Origin of the sequence: Scandinavium sp. (assembly GCF_051650185.1) — a bacterium.
GTDB lineage: Bacteria > Pseudomonadota > Gammaproteobacteria > Enterobacterales > Enterobacteriaceae > Scandinavium.
The window spans coordinates 150,382-174,411 of sequence record NZ_JBOFIN010000028.1; the positions used below are offsets into that span (position 1 = coordinate 150,382).

Here is a 24,030-nt window from a genome sequence, read left to right on the forward strand (position 1 = left end):
ACATGACTACCCTGACACTCGACAAATTGACCGCTCGCATCAAGGCGCATAAAGATGCCCTGATCCACATCGTCAAGCCGCCAGTCTGCACCGAGCGTGCACGCCATTACACCACCGTTTACCAGCAGAATATGGATAAGCCGATCCCGGTACGTCGCGCGCTGGCGCTGGCTCACCACCTGGCCGAGCGCACCATCTGGATCAAGCACGATGAACTGATCATCGGCAACCAGGCGAGCGAAGTCCGCGCCGCGCCGATTTTCCCGGAATACACCGTCAGCTGGATTGAAAAAGAGATCGACGACCTGGCCGATCGTCCAGGCGCGGGCTTCTCCGTCAGCGAAGAGAACAAGCGCGTGCTGCATGAGATTTGCCCGTGGTGGAACGGCCAGACGGTGCAGGATCGCTGTTACGGCATGTTCACCGACGAGCAAAAAGCGCTGCTGGCTACCGGCATTATCAAAGCCGAAGGCAACATGACCTCCGGCGATGCGCACCTGGCGGTGAACTTCCCGCTGCTGCTGGAAAAAGGGCTGGATGGCCTGCGTGAAAAAGTGGCTGAACGCCGCTCACGCATTAATCTGACCGTGCTGGAAGACCTGCACGGCGAACAGTTCCTGAAAGGCATTGATATTGTGCTGGAAGCCGTCAGCCTGCACATCAAACGCTTTGCCGATCTGGCACGTTCCATGGCAGCAACAGAAACGCGCGAATCTCGTCGCGATGAGCTTCTGGCGATGGCGGAAAACTGCGACATCATTGCTCACGAACCGCCGAAAACGTTCTGGCAGGCATTGCAGCTGTGCTATTTCATCCAGCTGATTTTGCAGGTTGAATCCAATGGTCACTCCGTGTCGTTTGGCCGTATGGACCAGTATCTCTATCCGTTCTACCGTCGTGATGTGGAACTCAACCATTCGCTTGAGCGCGAGCAGGCTATCGAGCTGCTGCACTCCTGCTGGCTGAAGCTGCTGGAAGTGAACAAAATCCGTTCCGGCTCGCACTCAAAAGCCTCTGCGGGCAGCCCGCTGTACCAGAACGTGACCATTGGCGGCCAAAAACTGGTGAACAACGAAGCGATGGATGCGGTGAACCCGCTTTCCTACGCCATTCTGGAATCCTGCGGTCGCCTGCGCTCTACTCAGCCTAACCTCAGCGTGCGTTACCACGCGGGCATGAGCAGCGATTTCCTCGACGCCTGCGTGCAGGTGATCCGCTGCGGCTTCGGCATGCCAGCGTTTAACAACGACGAAATCGTGATCCCAGAATTCATCAAGCTCGGCGTGGAAAAAGAAGATGCTTACGATTACGCCGCCATCGGCTGCATCGAAACGGCAGTCGGCGGCAAATGGGGCTATCGTTGTACCGGCATGAGCTTTATCAACTTCGCCCGCGTGATGATCGCGGCGATGGAAGGCGGCCGCGATGCCACCAGCAACGAAGTGTTCCTGCCGCAGGTGAAAGCGCTGTCCGAAGGCAACTTCAACAACTTCGACGAAGTAATGGCGGCGTGGGATACCCAAATCCGCTACTACACCCGTAAGTCGATTGAAATCGAGTACGTGGTCGACACTATGCTCGAAGAGAACGTGCACGACATCCTGTGCTCGGCGCTGGTCGACGATTGCATTGAACGCGCGAAGAGCATCAAGCAAGGTGGCGCCAAATACGACTGGGTCTCCGGCTTGCAGGTTGGTATCGCCAACCTCGGCAACAGCCTCGCCGCAGTCAAAAAACTGGTGTTTGAGCAAGGCGCAATCGGTCAGCAGCAGCTGGCAAAAGCGCTGGCTGAAGACTTTGAAGGCCTGACTCACGAACAGCTGCGCCAGCGTTTGATCAACGGTGCGCCAAAATACGGTAACGACGATGACAGCGTAGATGAGTTACTGACCCGTGCTTATCAAACTTATATCGACGAGCTGAAGCACTATCACAACCCGCGCCATGGCCGCGGCCCGATTGGTGGCAACTACTACGCAGGCACGTCGTCTATCTCTGCCAACGTGCCGTTTGGCGCCGCCACCATGGCAACGCCGGATGGACGCAGAGCGAAGACGCCACTGGCGGAAGGTGCAAGCCCGGCTTCCGGTACCGACCATCTCGGCCCAACGGCGGTGATTGGCTCTGTGGGTAAATTACCTACCGCAGCCATCCTTGGCGGTGTGCTGCTCAACCAGAAACTGAACCCGGCAACGCTGGATAACGATGCCGATCGCCAGAAGCTGATGGTGCTGCTGCGCACCTTCTTTGAGGTGCATAAAGGCTGGCATATTCAGTACAACATCGTGTCGCGCGATACGCTGCTGGAAGCGAAAAAACATCCTGATCAGTATCGTGATTTGGTGGTGCGCGTGGCGGGTTACTCAGCGTTCTTTACCGCGCTGTCACCGGATGCGCAGGACGATATTATCGCCCGAACTGAGCATACGCTCTGATGTTTTTCCCCTCACCCTGACCCTCTCCCCAAAGGGGCGAGGGAATGATTTGCTCCCTCTCCCTTCCAGGGAGAGGGCCGGGGTGAGGGTATTCCCACCCGTCTGTATTAAAGCCCCGCCGCACTTTCATATGAAATAAATTTGTGCTCCCCGTCACATTATCACTAGAATGCTTCTGTTTGCCGGAATATTCAGGAGCTCAATGTATGACCATTAAAGTTATCGTCACTGATATGGACGGAACTTTCCTTAATGATGCCAAGCAGTACTCACGAGACCGCTTTATGGCGCAGTTTCAGCAGCTTAAACAGCGTGGCATTGAATTTGTGGTGGCCAGCGGCAACCAGTATTACCAGTTGATCTCCTTCTTCCCGGACATCCGCGATCAGATCTCCTTCGTCGCCGAGAACGGTGCTTTGGTTTACCAGCACGGCGAAGAACTGTTTCACGGCGAGTTGACGCGTCAAGAATCCCAAATCGTGATCGGCGAATTGCTGAAAGACCCACAGCTGAACTTCGTCGCCTGTGGTCTGGAAAGTGCTTATGTCAGCGATAAAGCGCCAGAAGCTTTCGTAAAACTGATGTCTAAGCACTATCACCGCCTGAAGCCTGTCTCTGATTATCAGCAGATTGATGACAAAATCTTCAAGTTCTCGCTGAACCTGCCTGACAGCGAAATCCCACAGCTTATCGATGCGCTCCATGTCTCTCTGGATGGCATTATGAAACCTGTCACCAGCGGCTTTGGCTTTGTTGATTTGATTATCCCTGGCCTGCACAAAGCCAACGGTATCAGCCGCCTGCTGAAAAACTGGCAGGTTTCACCGCAGGAGTGCGTGGGCATTGGTGACAGCGGCAACGACGCTGAAATGCTGAAACTGGTGAAATACTCGTTTGCGATGGCGAACGCTGCCGACAGCATTAAGGCTATTGCACGCTACCAGACTGACGACAATAACCATGATGGCGCACTGAACGTCATTCAGGCCGTGCTGGATAACGCTTCTCCGTTCGATCTCTGATCCTTCGCCGGGGCGCACGCTCCGGCTCTTCTCGCCTCTCCTTCTTCAGTTTGTGGAACACCTCAAATTTTTTAACTTGCATTAACTTACTTTTAACTTAAAGTATCACTTGTAAGTTAAATTACTTTCGAATGAAAGATTGAGAGGTCCACCATGACGCTTACCTTTACCCATGAAACCCTGCCCGCTGACCACAAAGCCGCTATCCGTGAAATGAAAAAAGCGCTGCGAGCGCAAATTGGCGATGTGCAGGCCGTGTTCGATAAACTCAGCGCGCACATTGAATCTCGCGTGGCTGAAATTGATGCTTTGAAAGCAGCAGGCAAGTCGGTCTGGCCTGTTATTGATTATGCTGAACTGGCGGCAGGTCGCGTCACTGAGGCACAGCGTGAAGCGATCAAACGTCGCGGCTGTGCGGTGATCAAAGGGCATTTCTCAGGCGAGCAGGCGCTGGGCTGGGATCGTTCCATGCTGGAGTATCTCGACCGTAATCACTTCGACGAAGTGTATAAAGGCCCCGGTGATAACTTCTTCGGTACGCTGAGTGCTTCTCGCCCGGAGATCTATCCGATCTACTGGTCACAGGCGCAAATGCAGGCGCGTCAGAGCAACGAAATGGCGAGCGTACAGTCATTCCTCAACCGTCTGTGGCGTTTTGAAAGTGAAGGAAAGCAGTGGTTTGATCCTGACATAAGCGTTATTTACCCGGATCGTATTCGTCGTCGTCCGCCGGGAACCACTTCAAAGGGGCTGGGCGCGCATACCGATTCCGGCGCACTGGAACGCTGGCTGCTGCCTGCCTATCAGCAGGTGTTTGCCAGCGTGTTTAACGGCGATTTCACTCACTTTGACCCGTGGAATGCGGCGCATCGCACAGAAGTGGAAGAGTATACGGTCGACAACACCACCAAATGTTCCGTATTCCGCACCTTCCAGGGCTGGACGGCGCTGTCAGAAATGATCCCGCATCAGGGGTTGCTCCACGTGGTGCCGGTCCCGGAAGCGATGGCCTATATCCTGCTCCGTCCGCTGTTGGACGATGTGCCAGAAGATGAGTTGTGTGGCGTTGCGCCGGGCCGCGTGCTGCCGATTTCTGAACAATGGCACCCGCTGTTAATGAGAGCGCTGACTTCCATTCCTGCGCTGAATGCAGGAGATTCCGTGTGGTGGCATTGCGATGTTATCCACTCAGTGGCCCCCGTGAATGACCAGCAAGGCTGGGGGAACGTGATGTATATCCCGGCGGCGCCAATGTGCGAGAAAAATCTGGCCTACGCGCAGAAGGTCAAAGTGGCGCTCGAAAAAGGGGCTTCTCCGGGCGACTTCCCGCGTGAAGATTACGAAGCCAGCTGGCAGGACCGCTTCACGCTTGACGACCTGAACGATCACGGCAAACGCGCACTGGGCATGCCGGTTTAATCGTCGTACAACCCTTCTCTCTCTACGGCGGTGCGTCGCGTGCCAGGACGTATCCGCCGAACAGATTCCCTGACCGCCAACTGGCCATGCAAGAGTAATGTGCCGCAAGGCCCTTCAGGGCGAATCAATCTTTGTTGCAGCATCTGCACCGCTTCCACGCCTAACTCGTCACGCGGAACATGAACCGCCGTCAGTGGCACATCCTGAATGGCTGCCAGATTAAAACCGTCAATGCTCATCACCGACACATCCTGCGGCACGCGTAAACCGCGCTGCTTCAAAGCATTGATGGTGCCAGCCGCCATAAAATCCCCGCCGACCAGGAAAGCCGTTGGTAAGGGTTTTCCCTCCTGGTTGTCCAGCCATGCCCTGACGTTTTCTTCGGTTTCTTTGGCACTGAAACTGGGCACGGTGATCAGGTCGCGACTGTCCTGAAAGCGCAAATTCCCGTTCTTCCACGCCTCGCGAATGCCCACCAGCCGCAATTCCATCGTATAGCGTCGCAGACACATGACGTTCATCACGGCACGATGGCCCATATCAAACAGATATCGGGCGGCAAACTGGCCTATCAGGCGGTGATCCGGCGCGATCGACGGCAGGCGCATTTTTTCATCGCGACAATTGATGAGCACACAAGGTTTGGCAAAATCAGCCGCCAGGTCGTGAATGTGGGTATCGTCGATACCGAGCAAAATAGCCGCCTGCGTTTCACTTTCATTCATGCGAGCTAAAAACAGGTTCGCGTCACTGTCGTTTTCCTCCAGAGCGCAGTAGCGCAACCGCACTTCGTGGGGCGATAGCGCTTTGTTGATGCTCTGGATCACACGGTAATAAAAGATGTCAGATCGCTCATCAAAAGCTCGCTGTGGGGCAAAGACGATCAGGCTGTTCAGCAGCATGCGTCCGGCAGCGATACCTTCCATCACCCCCAACTCTCGAGCACAGGACAGAACCTGATTTCGCGCCTTTTCGCTGGTGTTCGCTTTCCCTGCCAGCACCCGGGAAACGGTACTGGCGGAAAGGCCTGTTCGGGTGGCAATTTCCGCGATTTTAAGCTTTTTATCCATTTTGTGATCTACCTCCATTTCGAAAATGAAAGAATTTTCATGAGTAATATACCCTGTCCCTAAAGGGGTAAACGTGACCTTTCGCCTGAAACCAGACACACCATGAAAAAATTTTCATAAAACGGACTATTGTCAGCCATTTTTCTGGCCTACCCTAAATTGGCCTGACAACTTCCATACTAGTTATCTGGAAGATTACAACAATAAAACCGTTAAGTTTCAGCTAAATAAAAAATTGGTGTAACAACTCACGGAATGAGTGGGTCACATTTCCCCCTACAAACCGTCTTGTGGAGATTTCTATGAGCCAAGGTATTAATAACGATATGACAGCCAGCAAATCGCGCCGCGTGGTGAAAAATTTACGCTGGTGGGTGCTGGTGCTGTTCTTACTCGGCGTCACCGTCAACTACATTACACGCAACTCTCTGGGCATCCTCGCGCCCGAGCTTAAAACCGAGCTCGGGATTACCACAGAACAGTATTCATGGATTGTTGGCGCCTTCCAGCTTGCCTATACGATCTTCCAGCCCATCTGTGGCTGGTTAATTGACGTTATCGGCCTGAAGCTCGGCTTTATGATTTGTGCCATCTTGTGGGCCGTTGCCTGTATCGCTCATGCTGGCGCAGGAAGCTGGCTGCATATGGCGCTGCTGCGTTTTGGTATGGGTGCTTCAGAAGCGGCCGCGACACCTGCTAACGCCAAAACCATTGGCGAATGGTTCCCGAAATCTGAACGTCCAATCGCCGCAGGCTGGGCCGGTGTCGGTTTTTCAATTGGGGCAATGCTGGCTCCGCCTATCATTTACTTTGCTCACGCCTCCTTCGGCTGGCAGGGCGCATTCATGTTCACCGGTTTCCTGGCGCTGGTATGGGTCGCGCTGTGGTGGGCTTTCTACCACAACCCGGACAAACACCCGAACCTGAGCAAAGAAGAGCTGGCCTTTATTAACCAGGACAACGAAGCGCCGCCGGTTAAACTGCCTTTCTTCACCGCCCTGCGCACCATCGGTAAGAACAAACGCTTCTACGGCATCGCCATTCCGGCCTTTATGGCAGAACCCGCCTGGGCCGTGATGAGCTTCTGGGTACCGCTGTATCTCGCCAAAGCCTACGGCATGGACCTGAAGCAAATTGCCCTCTTCGCCTGGCTGCCGTTCCTCGCCGCCGACCTGGGTAGCGTGGCAAGTGGCTACCTCACCAAACTGTATGTGCGCCTCTTTGGCTGCACCCGTGTGAACTCAATCATTGCCTCTTCCGTCAGCGGCGCATTCCTGATGCTTTCTCTGGCAGCAATGGTGTTCACCAACAACCCGTATGTGGCGATTGCACTGATTTCCATCGGCGGCTTCGGCCACCAGATCATCTCCTGCATGCTGAGCGCCCTGGTCGTGGAGTCCTTCGATAAAGGCCAGATGGCGACCGTTAACGGCATGCGCGGCTCTGCGGCGTGGATCGCAAGCTTCCTGTTCTCTCTGATTATTGGGGTCACTGCCGACAAAATTGGCTTTAACCCGCTGTTCGTCGCCATGGGCTTCTTTGACCTGATTGGCGCTGTATTCCTTGTTGCTTTTATTGCTGAACGTCGCGCCAAGCGCGCCTGATAGTGGACGACTGTTATGAAGACGCTTAAACACTGGACTTTTGAAACCCAATCCGCCCACCACGTCGAACTGAAGGTCGACGGGCAACACACCCTGTGCCTGTACATGCTGGAAGAAAATCTGTTCCGCGTGCTGCTCAAACGTCAGGGGAAACTGGCTCTCGACAAAACCTGGAGCATTGCGCCGGATCAGGACGTGCCGTGGGAAGGCCGTTCACGTGAAGATCTGAGTGGTTTCAGCCTGCCGGCCTGGACGCTGGATAAGCAAGACGATCGTCTGACTATCAGCACTTCACAGCTGCGTGTGACCGTTCACCAGCCGCTGTGGCTGGAATGGCATTACAAGAATGAAACAGGTGAATGGCAGTATTTGACCGGCGACCGCCCAACCAGCGCCTATCTGGTGAACGCTCATGGTGATGGTGTGGCGCACTACCTGAAACGCCAGAAAGATGAGCGTTTCTACGGCCTGGGTGAAAAAGCAGGCGATCTGCAACGAACCGGAAAACGCTATGAAATGCGCAACCTGGACGCGATGGGCTATAACGCGGTCAGCACCGATCCGCTCTATAAGCACATTCCGTTTACCATCACTCGCCGCGATGACGTCAGCGTTGGCCTGTTCTACGACAACCTGAGCAGCTGCTGGTTGGATCTGGGGAACGAGCTGGACAACTATCACACAGCTTACCGCCGCTGGCAGGCTGAAGCCGGTGACATCGACTACTACCTGTTCACCGGTAAGCGCGTACTGGATATCACCAAATCCTTCGTGCGACTGACCGGGAAAACGCTGTTCGGGCCGAAATGGAGCCTGGGCTACAGCGGTTCCACTATGCACTATACCGATGCGCCGGACGCGCAGAATCAGCTGATGAACTTTATTCGCCTGGCCGATGAGCATGCGATCCCTTGCGATTCGTTCCAGCTCTCTTCCGGTTACACCTCCATCAACGGCAAGCGCTACGTGTTCAACTGGAACTACGACAAAGTGCCGCAGCCGAAGGTGATGAGCAAAGCCTTCCACGATGCCGGCCTGAAACTGGCAGCGAACATCAAGCCGTGCCTGTTGCAGGATCACCCTCGTTATAACGAAGTGGCAGAGAAAGGCTTGTTTGTACGTGATTCGGAAGAGAATGCGCCAGAGCGCTCTGTGTTCTGGGATGACGAAGGTTCGCATCTGGACTTCACCAACCCGGCTACTGTGGCCTGGTGGCAGGAAGGCGTGACGACCCAGCTGCTGGAAATGGGCATTGATTCCACCTGGAACGACAATAACGAATACGAAGTGTGGGATGGTGAAGCGCGTTGCTATGGCTTCGGCAAAGAGATTGCGATTAAGCATGTGCGCCCTGTGATGCCGCTGCTGATGATGCGCGCCTCCATGGAAGCCCAGCAACGTTTCGCGCCAGAAAAACGCCCTTACCTGATTTCCCGTTCCGGCTGTGCCGGGATGCAGCGCTACGTTCAGACCTGGAGCGGCGACAACCGCACGAACTGGGACACACTGCGCTACAACACCCGCATGGGCGTGGGTATGAGCCTGTCTGGCCTGTTTAACGTGGGCCACGACGTCGGCGGTTTCTCCGGTGATAAGCCTGATGCAGAACTGTTCGTGCGTTGGGTACAGAACGGCGTGATGCATCCGCGCTTTACCATTCACTCGTGGAATGACGATCACACCGTCAACGAACCGTGGATGTACCCGGCCATCACGCCGTGTATTCGTGGTGCGATTGAGCTGCGTTATCGCCTGATGCCCTATCTGTATACCCTGCTGTGGCAGGCGCATGCCGATGACGAGCCGATGCTGCGTCCAACCTTCCTCGACCACGAGCACGACGAGCAGACTTTTGCCGAGTGTGATGACTTCCTGCTGGGCCGCGATTTACTGGTTGCAAGCGTGGTTGAACAAGGCCAGCGCCAGCGTCCTGTGTGGCTGCCAGCTAACGAAACCGGCTGGTATGATTTCTACACTGGCGAGTGGTTCTCTGGCGGTCAGAGCATTGTGATTGATGCACCTCTTGAAAAACTGCCGTTATTGGTTCGCGCCGGTGCTGGTTTGCCACTGAGCGACCGCATTAAGCACGTTAAACCTGAAGCCGACCTGAACCGCGAGCTGAAACTGTTCCCACTGAAAGGCGTGGGCAGCGACACAGGCCTGCTGTTTGAAGATGACGGTGAAACCTGGGGCTACAAAGACGGCAAAGCGCTGTGGCTGGAGTGGGAAATGGTCTGCGATGGCAGCACCATCAACCTGAAGGTGAACCCGCGTGGCGATTATCGTCCGGCGTGGAAAACCCTGAAGGTTACGCTGCCAGCGGGTGAAAAACGCCAGTTGCTGATTAACGGCGTTGCCGCCAGTGAATGGGTTGTGAGCTAAGCCGCCATTCGGACAGACTGTTTGTTGTCCGTCTGTAACAAAGTACGCCATGTGTGTAACCGCACATGGCGTTTTTTATGGCTGAGCAATAACGTTACAGTGCCCCCTCCCTTGCGGACAACTCACGATGAAAATCCTCACCGCTGTTGCTGTTGTTCTTACGCTTAGCTCAACCAGCGCGCTGGCCTTTCAGGAGAAGCCTTCTCCCGAAGCGACAGTTGCCAGTGCGACGGCAAAAACCACGACGCTTAGCCGTTTTGCTGCCGACGAAAATGATGGCTCAATTTCACAGGCTTACAGCCCTGGCACCTTTACCAGCGGAGCGACCACCAGTAACGGTTATCCGGTTCCTGTCCCGCATCACCGCTGAGACAAAAATGCCGCCGGAGTTTCCTCCGGCGGCAGTCTGTTTTCAACTCACGGTTGACTTAGCCCATCGGATGGATGTCCTGATGCGCCAGCAGGCTGTCAGCACTCCCGCTGAAGGTTTCATGAGCAGCAGGATGGTCATAATATGCCGCTGCATGAGCCACGCCTTCGCTGGTAAGATCCGCAGGCAGAACGCTGTGGCTGCCCGCCAGCAGCTCGTTGAACGACGACTGATTCGCGTCAGACGAATCACTCTCATAGTTCACCGTAGTGGTCGCAGGATCGCGGAAGACATTCCCGGCCTGATCGATCACCGTCACCTGAATGCCGTAGCTCCCATCCTGCTCAAAAGCCTGGGGCTGATAGCTCCAGTTACCGTCTTCGCCAACCGTAACTGGCTCCCAGTACAGGTGTTGCCCCTCAGGCGAGATAACATGCACATGAACCTCACTGCCAGGATCCGCCGTTCCGCTGATCACCGGTTGCGGATCGGTAGTGATGCTGTCGTCAGTGAGCACCTGACCCGCGCTGTCGGTAATGGCGTCCAGCGCCACTTCCGGCGCGGTTGTGTCGATACTGAAGGTGATGGCCGCCGTCGGCTCCGTTTCACCAACCGCCGTCACCTCAGTCACACTCAGACTGTGCTCACCCTCACTTAACGGCTGCTCAGGCTGATAGCTCCATTCCCCCTGCGAGTTAGCGACCGCACTTCCCAGAAACTCATTGCCATCATAAATGCGGACTTCCAGCCCCGGATTGGCCGTACCGTTAATCGTTGGCTGCGGATCGTTGATCCAGCCATTGTCGGCAACAGGCCCTGTAGTATCCGCCGGTAAGCTGTCGTGTTGCACATTATCTGTCACTGCATCCAGCGTAACGCTGACCAGACTTTCATCGTAGTAGTTAACTGAAATATGCTCATCACTGCGGCCTATATTACCGGCTTCATCCACAACGGCGATGTTGAAGGAGTAGCTACCCAGCTCATCAAAGGCCTGCGGCTGATAGCTCCAGTTGCCCTGTTCGTCCGTGGTAGCCGATCCCCAGTACAGCTCGTGCCCATCCGGGCCGTAAACATGAACATGGATTTCGCTATCTGGCGTGGCCGTACCTGAAATAAGCGGCGTACTATCGGTGGTGATAGCGCCGTCCTGAATCACATTGCCGTCATCATCAGTAACCTGAACAATCTGGCCCTCCGGAGCTTCAGTGGCGACGCTGAAAGCAAACGGAGAGGTTTCCCCGGCTTCACCATCCGGCGTCACTTCTGCCACGGTGATGCTGTGTGCCCCGTCAGCCAAAGGTGCTGCTGGCGTGAACGACCACAGCCCGCGTGAATCCACCGTCGCAGACCCCAGTAATTCACCATTGTCGTAGACGTTAACATCAAAACCAGGGTTTCCGTGGCCGCTGAGCGTCGGTTGACTGTCGTCCGTAACCGCATTTTCGCTAAGTGCGCCGATGAAATCCTGATAGCCATGATCGACATCATCAATCGCACTATCAAGAGTGACGTGAACCAACGCCGGATCGTAATAGATAACCGACGGCCGCTCTGTCATATGCGTGACGTTGCCCGCTTCATCGGTGACATCGATGATGTAAGTCCATTTGCCAATCATCTCCAGATTGCCAGTATTGAACTGCCAGTTTCCTTCACTATCGGTAGTCGCCTCGCCCAGCGATAGCTGTCCTCCTGTCGGCGGTATAGCGTTTATGTGTACCGTGGTTCCCGGCTCAGCCTGCCCTGAAAGAATGAATGCGTTCTCTTCAGTCACACTATCTGAATGCAAAAGCGTTCCGTTGGTATCACTTAAGAAGACCACATTACCGCTCGGAGGGGTGGCATCCACCGTAAAGGTGAACAGATCCGTCTGAGCGGTCTCACCTGCTGGAGTCATTTCCGAAATACTGAGGTTATGAACGCCATCCTGCAGAGGGTTTTCAGGCGTAAATGACCAGCTCCCATCCTTCGCAGCGGTGACCGAACCCAGTAGCTCGTTATTATCGTAAATATTAATTTGCAGACCCGGATTTGCGGTTCCGCTTAACGTGGGCGATGCATCATCGGTGATATCATACGCAGTGAGAGCCCCGGTAAAATCCTCATAGTGGTTATTTACATCATCAGTGACGGCATCGAGGGAAAAGGAAACCAGCTGTGGATCGTAATATTCAATTTGATAGCTATCACTCGGCGACGATATATTACCAGCAGCATCAATCGTCGTTACACTGAAAGTATAAACACCAATTAAGTCAAACCCAGCTGGCTCGACCGTCCACACCCCATTAATATCCGTGGTAGCGTCAATCCAGTAATGATTGTTTACCTGATCGTATACATGAACATGTACCGTGGAACCCGGTTCAGCCTGCCCGGAAATAACCGGCTGCTTATCATCAGTCATACTCCCGGCTGCAATGTCATGACCCTGAGTATCCGTAATGTGGGTTATGATGCCCCCCGTCGGCTGAGTATCAAGCTGAATCACAAAAGGCGCAGTGGGTTCGCTAACGCCTGAGTCAGTAACTTCGCAGACGGTCAGGCTGTGCATCCCATCATCCAACCGCTGCTCAGGCATATAGCGCCAGTTCCCCTCAGGATCCGTTTGCGCTGAACCTATCAGGATAGCATTGTCGTATATGTTCACCACGCTGCCGGGTTCCGCGCTTCCCTGGAGAACCGGCGTGGCATCATTTGTCAATGCGCCATTTTCGAGCGGACCCCAATGTCCATTGTAAAGGTCATAGATATTATCAATGACATTATTCAGAGTTACGGTCTGATATGAATCTTTCTTCATAATACAAGCTACTCCATGTTGTTAAGCCCTTCGAAAAGAAATATGGCATCCGCCACTCTCTCTTACACATAAAATGATTTGAAATGATCACCAAAAAAGACTAGGAACTCTACATTTGCAGAATCTCAATTCTACCATTAATTTAAAATCATCACCCCCAACCTAATAAAAAATCAAATTCTAAAAATAAAAATTAATTTAAAATTCAACACCAAAAAACAAAAATATAAAAATACATAAATAAAAAAGAGGAAATAAACTGACGCAAAGCAAATTAATGAACGTTTTATAAAACAACATTCAAAGTCACATAAGTTTAATCGGAGGAAATCGCGAGAGGAGGTTGGAATATCAGGGTTCAAAGAAAAAAAGGCCATTTACTTACGTAAATGGCCGGGCTGACAAAGCGTGAAGGGCACGGTAAATTATCCGTCGATGCCTTTACTGCGCAGGTAATCTTCGTAGTTGCCGCTGAAGTCGATAACGCGCTCTGGCGTAATCTCTATCACTCGGGTCGCCAGTGAGGAGACGAACTCACGGTCGTGGGAAACGAAAATCAGGGTACCCTGATACATTTCCAGCGCCATGTTAAGGGATTCGATGGATTCCATATCCAGGTGGTTGGTTGGTTCATCCATCACCAGAATGTTGGGTTTTTCCATCATCAGCTTGCCGAACAGCATGCGCCCTTTCTCACCACCGGACAGCACTTTGGCTGGCTTTTTGATGTCGTCCTGGCTGAACAGCAGACGGCCGAGGAAGCTGCGAACCACCTGTTCATCGTCTCCTTCCTGCTTCCACTGGCTCATCCACTCAAAGACGGTGAGATCGTTTTCGAATTCGTATTCGTGATCCTGTGCGTAGTAACCGATCTTCGCGTTTTCAGACCATTTCACGCTGCCACTGTCTGCTTCGAGTGCCCCCACCAGCGTCTTCAGCATGGTGGATTTACCGATACCGTTGGTCCCCAGAATCGCCAGCTTCTCGCCCACTTCCAGCAGCAGATTCACGTCCCTGAACAGCGGACCGTTGTCGAAGCCTTTGGTGAGTTTTTCCACTTCCAGCGCGTTACGGAACAGCTTCTTGTCCTGCTCGAAGCGAATGAACGGGTTCTGACGGCTGGAGGCCTTCACTTCGTCCAGTTTGATTTTATCAATCTGGCGAGCACGAGACGTTGCCTGACGGGATTTAGAGGCGTTGGCGCTAAAGCGGCTGACGAAGGATTGCAGGTCAGCAATTTGCGCTTTCTTCTTGGCGTTATCGGCCAGCAGACGTTCACGCGCCTGGGTCGCTGCCGTCATGTACTCATCATAGTTGCCCGGGTAGACGCGCAGCTCGCCGTAGTCGAGGTCGGCCATGTGGGTGCAGACCATGTTCAGGAAGTGACGGTCGTGCGAGATGATGATCATGGTGCTGTTGCGCTCGTTGAGCACGCTTTCCAGCCAGCGGATGGTGTCGATGTCCAGGTTATTCGTCGGTTCATCGAGCAGCAGGATGTCTGGATTGGAGAACAGCGCCTGCGCCAGAAGGACACGCAGTTTCCAGCCTGGCGCGACTTCGCTCATCGGGCCGTAATGCTGCTCCAGAGGAATGCCAACACCGAGCAGCAGTTCGCCCGCGCGGGATTCCGCAGAGTAGCCATCCATCTCGCCATAAGCGACTTCGAGGTCTGCTACTTTGTAGCCCTCTTCTTCGCTCATTTCCGGCAGGGCATAAATACGATCGCGTTCCTGCTTCACTTCCCAAAGCTCGGCGTGACCCATGATCACGGTGTCGAGCACAGAAAATTCTTCGAAGGCGAACTGATCCTGACGCAGCTTACCGATGCGCTCGTTAGGATCGAGAGAGACGTTCCCCAGGGTTGGCTCTAAATCGCCGCCGAGGATTTTCATAAAGGTGGATTTACCGCTTCCGTTGGCGCCAATCAGGCCGTAACGGTTGCCGCCGCCAAATTTGACGGAGATGTTTTCGAACAGCGGCTTGCTGCCGAACTGCATGGTGACGTTGCTGGTAGTTAACACGAGCGTATCCTGAAAGATGTGACAAACAGCCTATTTTGCCACAATTCTGAATTAAAATCGCCCTGCGCGTTGAATGACTACGCTGTTTGCATCAGCGGCTACAGTGAAAAAAATGTGATTTCGTCCACATCTGATTTCCCTGTTGCCCCGAATGCACATATAATGCGCTCCCATTACGAGTTACATTTCTCCAACAACAGCCTGCGCGGCAACGATATTTCGCAAAACATGAAAATGAAATTAACTACGCTTTTCGCGGCAGCGTTTGCCGTTATGGGCTTTTGCAAGACTGCATCTGCTGTAACTTATCCGCTGCCAACCGACGGTAGCCGTCTGATTGGTCAGAACCAGGTTGTCACCATCCCTGATGGTAATAAGCAGCCGCTGGAGTACTTCGCAGCACAGTACCAGATGGGTCTGTCCAACATGACCGAAGCTAACCCGGGTGTTGACGTCTACCTGCCGAAAGGCGGCACCGTGCTGAACATCCCACAGCAGCTGATCCTGCCGGACACCCCGCACGAAGGTATCGTGATTAACAGCGCTGAAATGCGTCTGTATTACTACCCTGCGGGCACTAACACCGTTATCGTGCTGCCAATTGGTATCGGTCAGTTAGGTAAAGACACGCCAATCAACTGGACCACCAAAGTTGAACGTAAGAAAGCGGGCCCAACCTGGACGCCAACCGCGAAAATGCACGCGGAATACATCGCCGCAGGCAACCCGCTGCCAGCTGTTGTTCCAGCCGGTCCGGATAACCCGATGGGTCTGTACGCGCTGTATATCGGCCGTCTGTATGCCATTCACGGCACCAACGCCAACTTCGGTATCGGCCTGCGCGTGAGCCACGGTTGTGTGCGTCTGCGTAACGAAGACATCAAGTTCCTGTTCCAGAACGTGCCAGTCGGCACGCGCGTCCAGTTCATTGATGAGCCAGTGAAAGCGACCACCGAGCCAGACGGCAGCCGTTACATTGAGGTTCACAACCCGCTGTCGACAACAGATGCCCAGTTCAACGGTGGCGAAATTGTGCCAATCACGCTGACCAAATCTGTTCAGGCTGTAACAGGCCAGGCTGACGTTGACACCAGCGTAGTTGATCAGGCCGTTCAGGACCGTTCCGGGATGCCAGTTCGTCTGAACTAACGTACCCCAGACGCGTCATACCTTCAGAGGGAGCCCATCGGCTCCCTCTTTTGTTTTCCCCATCTTTCACCTCTGGCATTCTTCTTTATATTGAGGCAACAACGTCCAGCGAAGGAGAAAGTCATGGCAACAATGAAAGAGGTGGCGCAGCAGGCTGGCGTCTCGACGGCCACCGTCTCCCGGGTTCTTAATCAGAGCGCCTGGGTTGAGCCCGTCACCCGCGAGCGGGTTGAGAAAGCGATGCGCGAGTTAGGCTATCGCCGCAACCTTCAGGCGATAGCGCTGGCAAAGCGCAGCGGTAACCTGCTCGGCCTGCTGACGGGCAACCTCGCAGACCCGTTCTTCTCCCGCCTGGCGCGGGGTGTGGAAGAGATCGCGCGTCAGGAAGGCTTCAGCCTGATGGTTTGCAGCGGCGGCCACGACGAAAAGATGGAAAAATCCGGCCTCGATTTTCTGATCAATCAGGGCTGTGAGGCCATTGTGGTTCACGCCAGCCGCCTCAGCGACAGGGAGCTGCTGCGCTACAGCGCTCAGTTTCCGGGGCTGGTGCTGATCAACCGCTGCATCGCCGCCATGGCGGATCGCTGTATCTGGCTCGACAATCAAAGTGCCGCCCACGCGGCCACCCGTCATCTGCTGGAAAGCGGCCATCGCCATATCGCCTGCGTGACTTCTGTCCTGCCCATCCGCGATCGCCATGAACGGCTTGAGGGCTACCGCCAGGCCATGAGCGAATTCGGCATCACCCCGGGCAGCGACTGGGTGATCAGCGTGCCGTTTACCGAAGCGGGCGGTGAACAGGCTGCCCGGCAGTTGCTCAACAGCAAAACGCCGTTTACCGCCGCCTTCACTTTTAATGACGTGATGGCGGCAGGCATTATGGGCGTGCTGCGCCAGCAGGGTATTGAGCTCCCCCGCCAGCTCTCGCTCATCGGTTTCGACGATATTGTGCTGGCACGCTACCTCTACCCGGCGCTGACCACCCTGCACTACCCGGTGGAGCGAATGGCGCGTCGGGCGGCGCTCCAGGCTATCCAGCGCCTTCAGGGTTTTGCGGTTCAGCCTCAGAACAACGGCTTCAGCGCAGAGCTGGTCATCAGGGAGTCCGTTTGCCCGCCAGCAAGCATAAAAGCGTGAAGCCATTCACATTTCAAAATCCCATGTAACGCCTTACATGGCGGCAGCGCAGCCGTCACGCCCGGCAAAAAAGCCAGCGCCTATCCTGATGACCTCTCTCTTTCAGGAGTAACACCATGACCTCTTCCTCACCCCCTAAAAAAACGCTGTCGTTCGGACTCGCGCTGCTCCCGATCGCTGGCATGCTGACCCTGCTGATTGTCGGCTACGGCTTTATGCAACTGCGGATTGAACCTCTGCTGCTCTGCTCGGCGGCGCTCACCGCCGGGCTTGCCTGGTGGCAGGGCTACCGCTGGGATGACATCATCGACGCGATCGTCAGCAAGCTGGCTAAAGCCATGCCGGTGATTATGATCCTGATTTGCGTCGGCGGACTGATTGGCACCTGGATGTTCAGCGGCACCATCCCTTACATGGTCTGGTGGGGGCTGAAGCTGATCAGCCCGCAGTACATCCTGATCACCGCTTTCTTCCTGACCAGCGTGGTCTCGGTCTGTACCGGCACCTCCTGGGGATCGGCGGGCACCGTTGGTGTAGCCCTGATGGGTGTGGCAGCAGGGATGGACGTGCCACTGGCCGCCGCTGCCGGAGCGGTGGTATCCGGCGCTTACTTTGGCGATAAAATCTCCCCGCTCTCGGACTCGACCAACTTTGCCGCCATCGTCGCCGACACCACGCTGTTCGAGCATATCCAGCACCTGATGTACACCACCATCCCAAGCTTTATTCTGGCGGCGATCGTCTACCTGATTGCCGGGCACAGCGGCGTTATTGGCAGCGTCGCCACCCCGCAGCGGGTTACCGACATCGTCGGCACGCTCGGTGAGCTATATCATTTTCATATTATTCTTCTGCTGCCGCTGGTGATTGTATTGTGGGGGGCCGTGCGCAAGAAGCCGGTCATTCCGCTGATGCTCAGCGCCTGCGTGGTGGCGATTATCCTCGGCATGGTGTTGCAGGATCTGAGCCTCAAACAGGGTCTGGATGCTTTTATGGACGGCTTTAACGTGCAGATGATCACGCCTCACAGCGACGGGATGGTGGCGGACGTTCCGCGCCTGCTTAACCGGGGCGGCCTCTTCTCAATGATGAGCACCATCCTGCTGGTGTTCTGCGCCTTCTCCTTCGCCGGGGCCCTGACCCTTACCGGCGCGCTGACCATCCTCATCACCCGCCTGTTACGGATTATCCGTAGCACCGGTCAGCTTATTGCCGCCACGATCGCCACTACCATTCTGGTCACCGGCGCCACCAGCGACGGCAAGCTGGCGCTGCTGGTGCCCGCCGAGCTGTTTAAAGACGCCTACCGCAAGATGAGTCTCGACACCAAAAACCTGTCGCGCACCATTGAGGATGCGGGAACGGTGATCGAGCCGCTGCTTCCCTGGACTTCCGCCGGGGTGTATATGGCAACCACCCTTGGGGTCAGCACGCTCGATCTGCTCCCCTGGGCCGTCCAGTGCTACGCCGCGATTTTCTTCGCGCTGATCTACGGATTTACCGGCTTCGGCATCGCCAGAGTCGCGCAGGCTGAGGCCACCAACACGACCGCCCCTGTGGCGGGACAGGAGAGTTAACCCTTGGACTTTAATCAGATTATCGATCGCCATCATACCGGCTCCGTGAAGTGGGAGCTGGCCAGACAGCACGCCGGGCAGGACGCGCAGCTGCTGCTGCCGATGTGGGTTTCCGACTTTGATTTCGCCTGCCCGCCAGCGGTGCAGGCCGCCCTGAGCGCACGCGCCGCCCACGGCGTATTCGGCTACACCGAACGCCAGCCGGACTATTTTGCCGCCCTGCTGAACTGGGCCAACACCCGCCACGGGCTAACGCTGAATAAGGAGTGGATTTGCAGCGTGGAAGGGGTGGTACCGGGGATCGCCCTGCTGCTGCAAATGCTGAGCGCCCCGGGTGACAACATCGTCGTACAGGGGCCGTACTACGGCACGTTTCGCAAAATCATCACCCTCAATGACCGTCTGCTGCTGGAAAACCCGCTGCGCGAGGTACCGGGCGAGGGCTATCAGCTGGATTTTGACCATCTGGAAGCGCTGTTCCGCGACCATCGTCCGCCGCTGATGATCCTCTGTAATCCGCATAACCCCACCGGGCGCTGCTGGACGTCGCAGGAGCTGGAACGGATCCTGACGCTGTGTGAAGCGTACAACGTCATGGTGATTGCCGATGAGATCTGGGCCGACCTGATCCTGCCTGGCGCCACGTTTACCTCAGTGCTGCACCTGGGCGAACGCTGGCATTCGCGGCTGATTGTCGCCACCTCCGCCAGTAAAAGCTTTGGCCTCTCCTCCCTGCGGATCTCCAATTTTCTGATCCCGGAACCCGGGCTGCGTGAACGCTTCCAGAAACGGCTGAATGCCCACGGCATGGACGCGTTTAATGCGATGGCGCTGACCGCCGCAACCACCGCATGGCAGGAGGGCGCACCGTGGCTGGACGAGCTGCTGGCTTACCTGGCGGACAACAGGGCCTGGTTCACGGCGCAGGCGAAGGCGCTGCTGCCATGGGCCATCATCACCCCCGCACAGGCAACCTATCTGCTGTGGCTGGACTGCCGGGCGCTGGGGCTGGACGATGCCGCACTTCAGGAAGCGATGGAGAAAAAGGCCGGAGTTATTCCTTCGATGGGCGTCGGCTTCGGGCCGCAGGGCAGCGGCTTTGTGCGGCTGAATCTCGGCTGCCCGCGTCATTATCTGGAGCAGGCGCTTGAGGGGCTGATGAGGATTTAACGACCTGGCCCCGTCGCAGAAGGCGGGGCTACAGGCTTTAGCCGTTGTTCACAATCACAATCCCGCCGTGATCGTAGCGGTAATGGCAGTGGGCGTACTCCAGCGGCGTACCGTCTTCCAGATAGATAACCTGCTCCACCTCCAGCACCGGATCGCTGGCTTCGCACACCAGATGCTGCTGTTCCAGCTCTCCGGGCTTGATGGCCCGAACCACGCGATACGACCCCATGATTTTCAGCCCCAGCGTTTCCACATACTGAAACACCGAACTTTCCAGATGGGTTTTATTGAGACCTGGCACCAGGCTTACCGGCATGACCGTCGCGTCTAGCGACATCGGCTCGTCATTGAGCAAACGCAAACGGACGAAATCGTACACTGGCGCATCCGCATTTATCAGCAGTGACGATTGTTCTTTCTCGGTCGGGAAACGCAGTTCAAAGCGCACCACCTGGCTGCTCACCTTTCCCAGATGCTCCCAGGTTTTCGTCGCGCCAAAGTAGTCGCTGCCGGGCAAATCCCATTGCGAAAGCTGCAGGAAGTTTTTGCGAACAAACGTCCCCTGCCCCTGACGCGTATAGATGAGCCCTTCGACAATCAGCTGACGCATGGCCTGCTGAATGGTCATCCTGCTGGTCTGAAATTCCGCCGCGAGAGCGAACTGATCGGGCAACGGCGAACTGGCTGGATACCGCTGGCTGATGATGCGTTTCTTGATTTCCCGCGCGATGTTTACGTACTTCGCCGCCATTGCCCATCCATCCTTACTTAGTCTGCTATCCCACTGTTTTTTAAGGCCACTCGCTCTGCAATCTTGAGGAAAGGCAGGTAGAAGAATACACCAAAGATGATGATTATCAACTGAACCACTACCGCTCTCCAGTCCCCGGCGGTTGCCAGCCAGGCGCTGAGGACTGGCGGCGTTGTCCACGGGATCATCACCACGCAGCGCGACATCAATCCAAGCGTTGTGCAAAGCCAGGCGAAGAAAATGCCGATGGCGGGCAGCAGCACAAAGGGGATCATCAGCGGGATGTTAAACACAATTGGCAGCCCGAAGATAACCGGCTCGTTGATGTTAAACAGCCCCGGCGTGATAGCCAGACGAGCCACCTGTTTCGACGCTTTCTGCCGTGAGAACAGGAAAATGGCAATCAGCAGAGAAATCGTGCTCCCGGTGCCGCCCACCATGCCAAAGGTCGGCACAAAAATGTTGTTGATGATGTGTGGGATCGGCTGCCCGGCGGCAAACGCCAGCATATTTTCATTGGTGTTAATCAGCAGGAACGGTTCCAGAATGACGCTGTTGACCACCGCCTGGTGAATGCCCAGCGTGAACAGGAAGTTACCGAAACTGTAGATAAAAATCGTGCCCGGCAGGCTGGTGTTGATCAACCGAAGTGGCTGCTGGATAAGCGTGATGATCAGATGGATCAGGTCGGTATGCAGCAGGTTTTTCAACAGCGCCGCGAGTATGGCAAAGATCGACAAAGTAATGATCGTCGGCAGCAGCGATGAGAAAGACTGGCTGACCGCAGGCGGAACGTTATCGCCCAGGTTGATCTCCAGCCGCTTGTACTGCGCGATACGGATAAACAGCTCCGTTGCCAGCAGGCCAATAATGACGCCCGCAAAAATGCCGGTGGTGCCGATATTGGCAAACGTCAGCACCGAGGTCAGGCTGACCGTGGTTTTGCCACCCACCGGCACCAAATCGACGGTCATCGGCATCATGATAATAAAACTGCTGAGTGCGATAACGACGGCCGAAACCGGGTTGGTGAAGTTTTTATTCCGCGCCAGCGACCACGCGATCATCGGTGCTATCAACAAAGCCGCAATATTCAGCGTCCCGTTGATAATGGCATCGCCCCACACCTTAAATCGAACCAGCGTATCTCCGTCGAATACCCAGGGAAACACGACGTTGTTGACCAGTACCGCGAGCCCTGCCAGGATGAAAATCGGCATGACTCCGGCGAACGCGTCGCGCAGAGAACGCAGGTGAACCTGGTTCGCGATGCGCGCCGAAAACTCCACGAAGCGATCGGTAAAAGACTGCATATTGGATGAAACGTTATCAGACATGTGCACAGACCTTTTTATGACTCACCCCTAACACTCCCCCTCATGCACCTGGGGTGCATGAGGGGGATAACCCGATTTCGCGCAGGCGTTACATCTCTTCGCCGTTGCTACGGATTGCCTTTTTCAACCACGCGTAGCTTTTCTTCGGCACTCGCTTCAGATCTTTCAGATCGTGGTTTTCGCGGTTGACGTACACCACGCCGTAGCGCTTACGCATATCGCCCTGCGAGCTGAGGATGTCGATAAGGCCCCAGCCGAGATAGCCGATAACTTCTGCGCCATCTTCAAAAATCGCCTCTTTCATGGCGTTGATATGGTCGCGGTGATAAGCAATGCGGTAGTCATCGGCAATCATGTTTTCGCCGTCCCATTGCTCAATCACGCCAATGCCGTTTTCGATCGGGAACACCGGCAGACGCCAGTTGTTGTAGTACTGGGTGATGATGGTGCGGAAGCCCAGCGGATCAATCTGCCAGTTCCACTCGGTGGCTTTCAGGTACGGGTTATCTTTGTCGCCATATTTCATGTAGTAGTTCACCGGCGTGCCTTCCGGGATAGGGTCGGTGTCGAGCGTGCGGCTGGCGTAGTAGCTGAATGCCATGTAGTCGTTCTTGTTGCTGTTGATAAGCGCCAGATCGTCTTCGCGATAGATATCTTCGAAGCCTTCGCGTTTGACCACCGCCATCACTTCCGGGCTGTAGCCCTGCCCGGCATACACGCGCAGCAGGTTTTGATTGAGGAACTCATCGTGCTGCTGAGCGCAGAAGATATCGCGAGGTTTACAGGTCGCCGGGTAAACAAGCTGATGCGCTAACATGCCGCCCATCAGTTTGCCGGGTTTCGTCTCGTGCAGGTATTTCGTCAACTGAACATGCGCCACCATGGTGTGGTGCTGAACTTCATACAGCTCGCGCAGGGTTTCTTCACCACGCAGATAGCCAGAAATACGGAACGCAATCGGCATATGGAAGATGTTCTGCTCATTGAAGGTCAGCCAGTACTTCACCTTGTCGCCATAGCAGTCGATCATCTTTTTGCCGTAGCGGACAAACGCGTCCAGAACGCGGCGATCGTTAAAGCCGTTGTACTCTTCTGCCAGCGCCAGCGGCATGTCGAAGTGATAGAGGCAGATCATCGGTTCGATGCCGCGCTCAATCAGGCCGTCGATAAAGCGGTGGTAGAAGTCGATGCCTTCCTGATTAAACTCGCCGTCACCCATCGGACAAACGCGGCTCCAGGCAATCTGGAAGCGATAGCAGTTCATCCCCAAATCCTGCATCAAATCAAAGTCTTCTTCGAAACGGTGATAGGAGTCGGTGGCGACTTTCCAGTCAGAGGCAAATTCGCCCGGCTCGCGAATGTCGTACACCGATTTTCCTTTGCCGCCCTCGTTCCATGCGCCTTCCGTCTGCATGCTGGACACCGAGTTGCCCCATAAAAAGCCTTTCGCCAGTGTGTTCATCGTCGCTCTCCGCTTATATGACTAGTCATTTAAATTTCATGACTAGTCATATAGAGCGAAATGACAAATCAGGCAAAAGGGTTGTGATGGTTTTGTGAGCAGAGCTGGAAAAAAAGCGTAAAAAAGCCGGATGGCGCTAACGCTTATCCGGCCTACAGGGAGAGAGAATGAATGTGGACGTAGATACTGTTATGCCACGCAAGCATTTTCCATATGCTGAGTGGCATCGAAAGGGCGTCCTGATTTCAGGACGCCATACGCCATCTGCGCCAGCTTCCGCATCATCGCCCCGATTATTAGCTTCCCATTTTTCCCGTT

At 55.1% G+C, this 24,030-nt stretch carries 16 protein-coding genes; 10 read left to right on the forward strand and 6 right to left on the reverse strand.

Annotated features, from left to right (window positions below):
- Nucleotides 1-2 precede the first annotated feature (2 nt).
- The 3 genes from ACRCWW_RS04230 (at nucleotide 3) to ACRCWW_RS04240 (ending at nucleotide 4,876) form a co-directional block, all read left to right on the forward strand.
- Nucleotides 3-2,435 (forward strand): formate C-acetyltransferase/glycerol dehydratase family glycyl radical enzyme, encoded by a 2,433-nt coding sequence (locus ACRCWW_RS04230; RefSeq protein ID WP_438681285.1) that lies wholly within the window; start codon nucleotides 3-5, stop codon nucleotides 2,433-2,435.
- Between the two features lie 206 nt (nucleotides 2,436-2,641).
- Complete coding sequence (locus ACRCWW_RS04235) at nucleotides 2,642-3,457, forward strand: Cof-type HAD-IIB family hydrolase (protein WP_438681286.1); 816 nt, start codon at nucleotides 2,642-2,644, stop codon at nucleotides 3,455-3,457.
- A 153-nt stretch (nucleotides 3,458-3,610) separates the two neighbouring features.
- Nucleotides 3,611-4,876, forward strand: a complete 1,266-nt coding sequence (locus tag ACRCWW_RS04240) for a DUF1479 domain-containing protein (RefSeq protein ID WP_438681287.1) — start codon at nucleotides 3,611-3,613, stop codon at nucleotides 4,874-4,876.
- Here ACRCWW_RS04240 and ACRCWW_RS04245 read toward each other — a convergent pair.
- Nucleotides 4,873-5,964: a LacI family DNA-binding transcriptional regulator gene (locus ACRCWW_RS04245; protein WP_438681288.1), complete on the reverse strand. Its 1,092-nt coding sequence runs from the start codon at nucleotides 5,962-5,964 to the stop codon at nucleotides 4,873-4,875. The two genes, ACRCWW_RS04240 and ACRCWW_RS04245, sit on opposite strands and share 4 nt — an antisense overlap.
- A 284-nt stretch (nucleotides 5,965-6,248) precedes the next feature.
- Here ACRCWW_RS04245 and ACRCWW_RS04250 point away from each other — a divergent pair, with 284 nt between their 5' ends.
- The 3 genes from ACRCWW_RS04250 (at nucleotide 6,249) to ACRCWW_RS04260 (ending at nucleotide 10,302) form a co-directional block, all read left to right on the forward strand.
- Nucleotides 6,249-7,550 (forward strand): MFS transporter, encoded by a 1,302-nt coding sequence (locus ACRCWW_RS04250; protein WP_438681289.1) that lies wholly within the window; start codon nucleotides 6,249-6,251, stop codon nucleotides 7,548-7,550.
- A 15-nt stretch (nucleotides 7,551-7,565) separates the two neighbouring features.
- On the forward strand, nucleotides 7,566-9,932 hold the full coding sequence (locus tag ACRCWW_RS04255; RefSeq protein WP_438681290.1) for a TIM-barrel domain-containing protein: 2,367 nt from the start codon (nucleotides 7,566-7,568) through the stop codon (nucleotides 9,930-9,932).
- Between the two features lie 127 nt (nucleotides 9,933-10,059).
- Nucleotides 10,060-10,302 (forward strand): hypothetical protein, encoded by a 243-nt coding sequence (locus tag ACRCWW_RS04260; RefSeq protein WP_438681291.1) that lies wholly within the window; start codon nucleotides 10,060-10,062, stop codon nucleotides 10,300-10,302.
- A 58-nt stretch (nucleotides 10,303-10,360) separates the two neighbouring features.
- Here the strand turns inward: ACRCWW_RS04260 and ACRCWW_RS04265 are convergent, their stop codons facing one another.
- Together ACRCWW_RS04265 and ACRCWW_RS04270 are read right to left on the reverse strand one after the other, a co-directional pair.
- Nucleotides 10,361-13,108, reverse strand: a complete 2,748-nt coding sequence (locus ACRCWW_RS04265; RefSeq protein WP_438681292.1) for an Ig-like domain-containing protein — start codon at nucleotides 13,106-13,108, stop codon at nucleotides 10,361-10,363.
- 425 nt (nucleotides 13,109-13,533) lie between these two features.
- On the reverse strand, nucleotides 13,534-15,129 hold the full coding sequence (locus ACRCWW_RS04270) for an ABC-F family ATPase (RefSeq protein ID WP_438681293.1): 1,596 nt from the start codon (nucleotides 15,127-15,129) through the stop codon (nucleotides 13,534-13,536).
- A gap of 228 nt (nucleotides 15,130-15,357) precedes the next feature.
- On the opposite strand from ACRCWW_RS04270, the gene ldtB reads away from it, so the two are divergent.
- From ldtB to ACRCWW_RS04290, 4 genes are all read left to right on the forward strand, one after another.
- The gene (ldtB, locus tag ACRCWW_RS04275; protein WP_438681294.1) at nucleotides 15,358-16,278 is read left to right on the forward strand and encodes a L,D-transpeptidase; all 921 of its coding nucleotides are present in this window, start codon (nucleotides 15,358-15,360) and stop codon (nucleotides 16,276-16,278) included.
- A 123-nt stretch (nucleotides 16,279-16,401) separates the two neighbouring features.
- The gene (locus tag ACRCWW_RS04280; protein ID WP_438681295.1) at nucleotides 16,402-17,415 is read left to right on the forward strand and encodes a LacI family DNA-binding transcriptional regulator; all 1,014 of its coding nucleotides are present in this window, start codon (nucleotides 16,402-16,404) and stop codon (nucleotides 17,413-17,415) included.
- Nucleotides 17,416-17,531: 116 nt separating this feature from the next.
- The gene (nhaC, locus tag ACRCWW_RS04285) at nucleotides 17,532-18,992 is read left to right on the forward strand and encodes a Na+/H+ antiporter NhaC (RefSeq protein WP_438681296.1); all 1,461 of its coding nucleotides are present in this window, start codon (nucleotides 17,532-17,534) and stop codon (nucleotides 18,990-18,992) included.
- Nucleotides 18,993-18,995: 3 nt separating this feature from the next.
- Nucleotides 18,996-20,162, forward strand: coding sequence for a MalY/PatB family protein (locus ACRCWW_RS04290; RefSeq protein WP_438681297.1), 1,167 nt, complete (start codon nucleotides 18,996-18,998; stop codon nucleotides 20,160-20,162).
- Between the two features lie 37 nt (nucleotides 20,163-20,199).
- Here ACRCWW_RS04290 and ACRCWW_RS04295 read toward each other — a convergent pair whose 3' ends face one another.
- The 3 genes from ACRCWW_RS04295 to ACRCWW_RS04305 all read right to left on the reverse strand — a co-directional run bounded on the left by ACRCWW_RS04295 (nucleotide 20,200) and on the right by ACRCWW_RS04305 (nucleotide 23,712).
- Entirely contained in the window at nucleotides 20,200-20,913 is a 714-nt protein-coding gene (locus ACRCWW_RS04295; protein WP_438681298.1) for a GntR family transcriptional regulator, read from the reverse strand.
- A 17-nt stretch (nucleotides 20,914-20,930) separates the two neighbouring features.
- Entirely contained in the window at nucleotides 20,931-22,250 is a 1,320-nt protein-coding gene (locus ACRCWW_RS04300) for a PTS sugar transporter subunit IIC (protein WP_438681299.1), read from the reverse strand.
- A gap of 88 nt (nucleotides 22,251-22,338) precedes the next feature.
- Complete coding sequence (locus ACRCWW_RS04305) at nucleotides 22,339-23,712, reverse strand: glycoside hydrolase family 1 protein (RefSeq protein ID WP_438681300.1); 1,374 nt, start codon at nucleotides 23,710-23,712, stop codon at nucleotides 22,339-22,341.
- Nucleotides 23,713-24,030 lie beyond the last annotated feature (318 nt).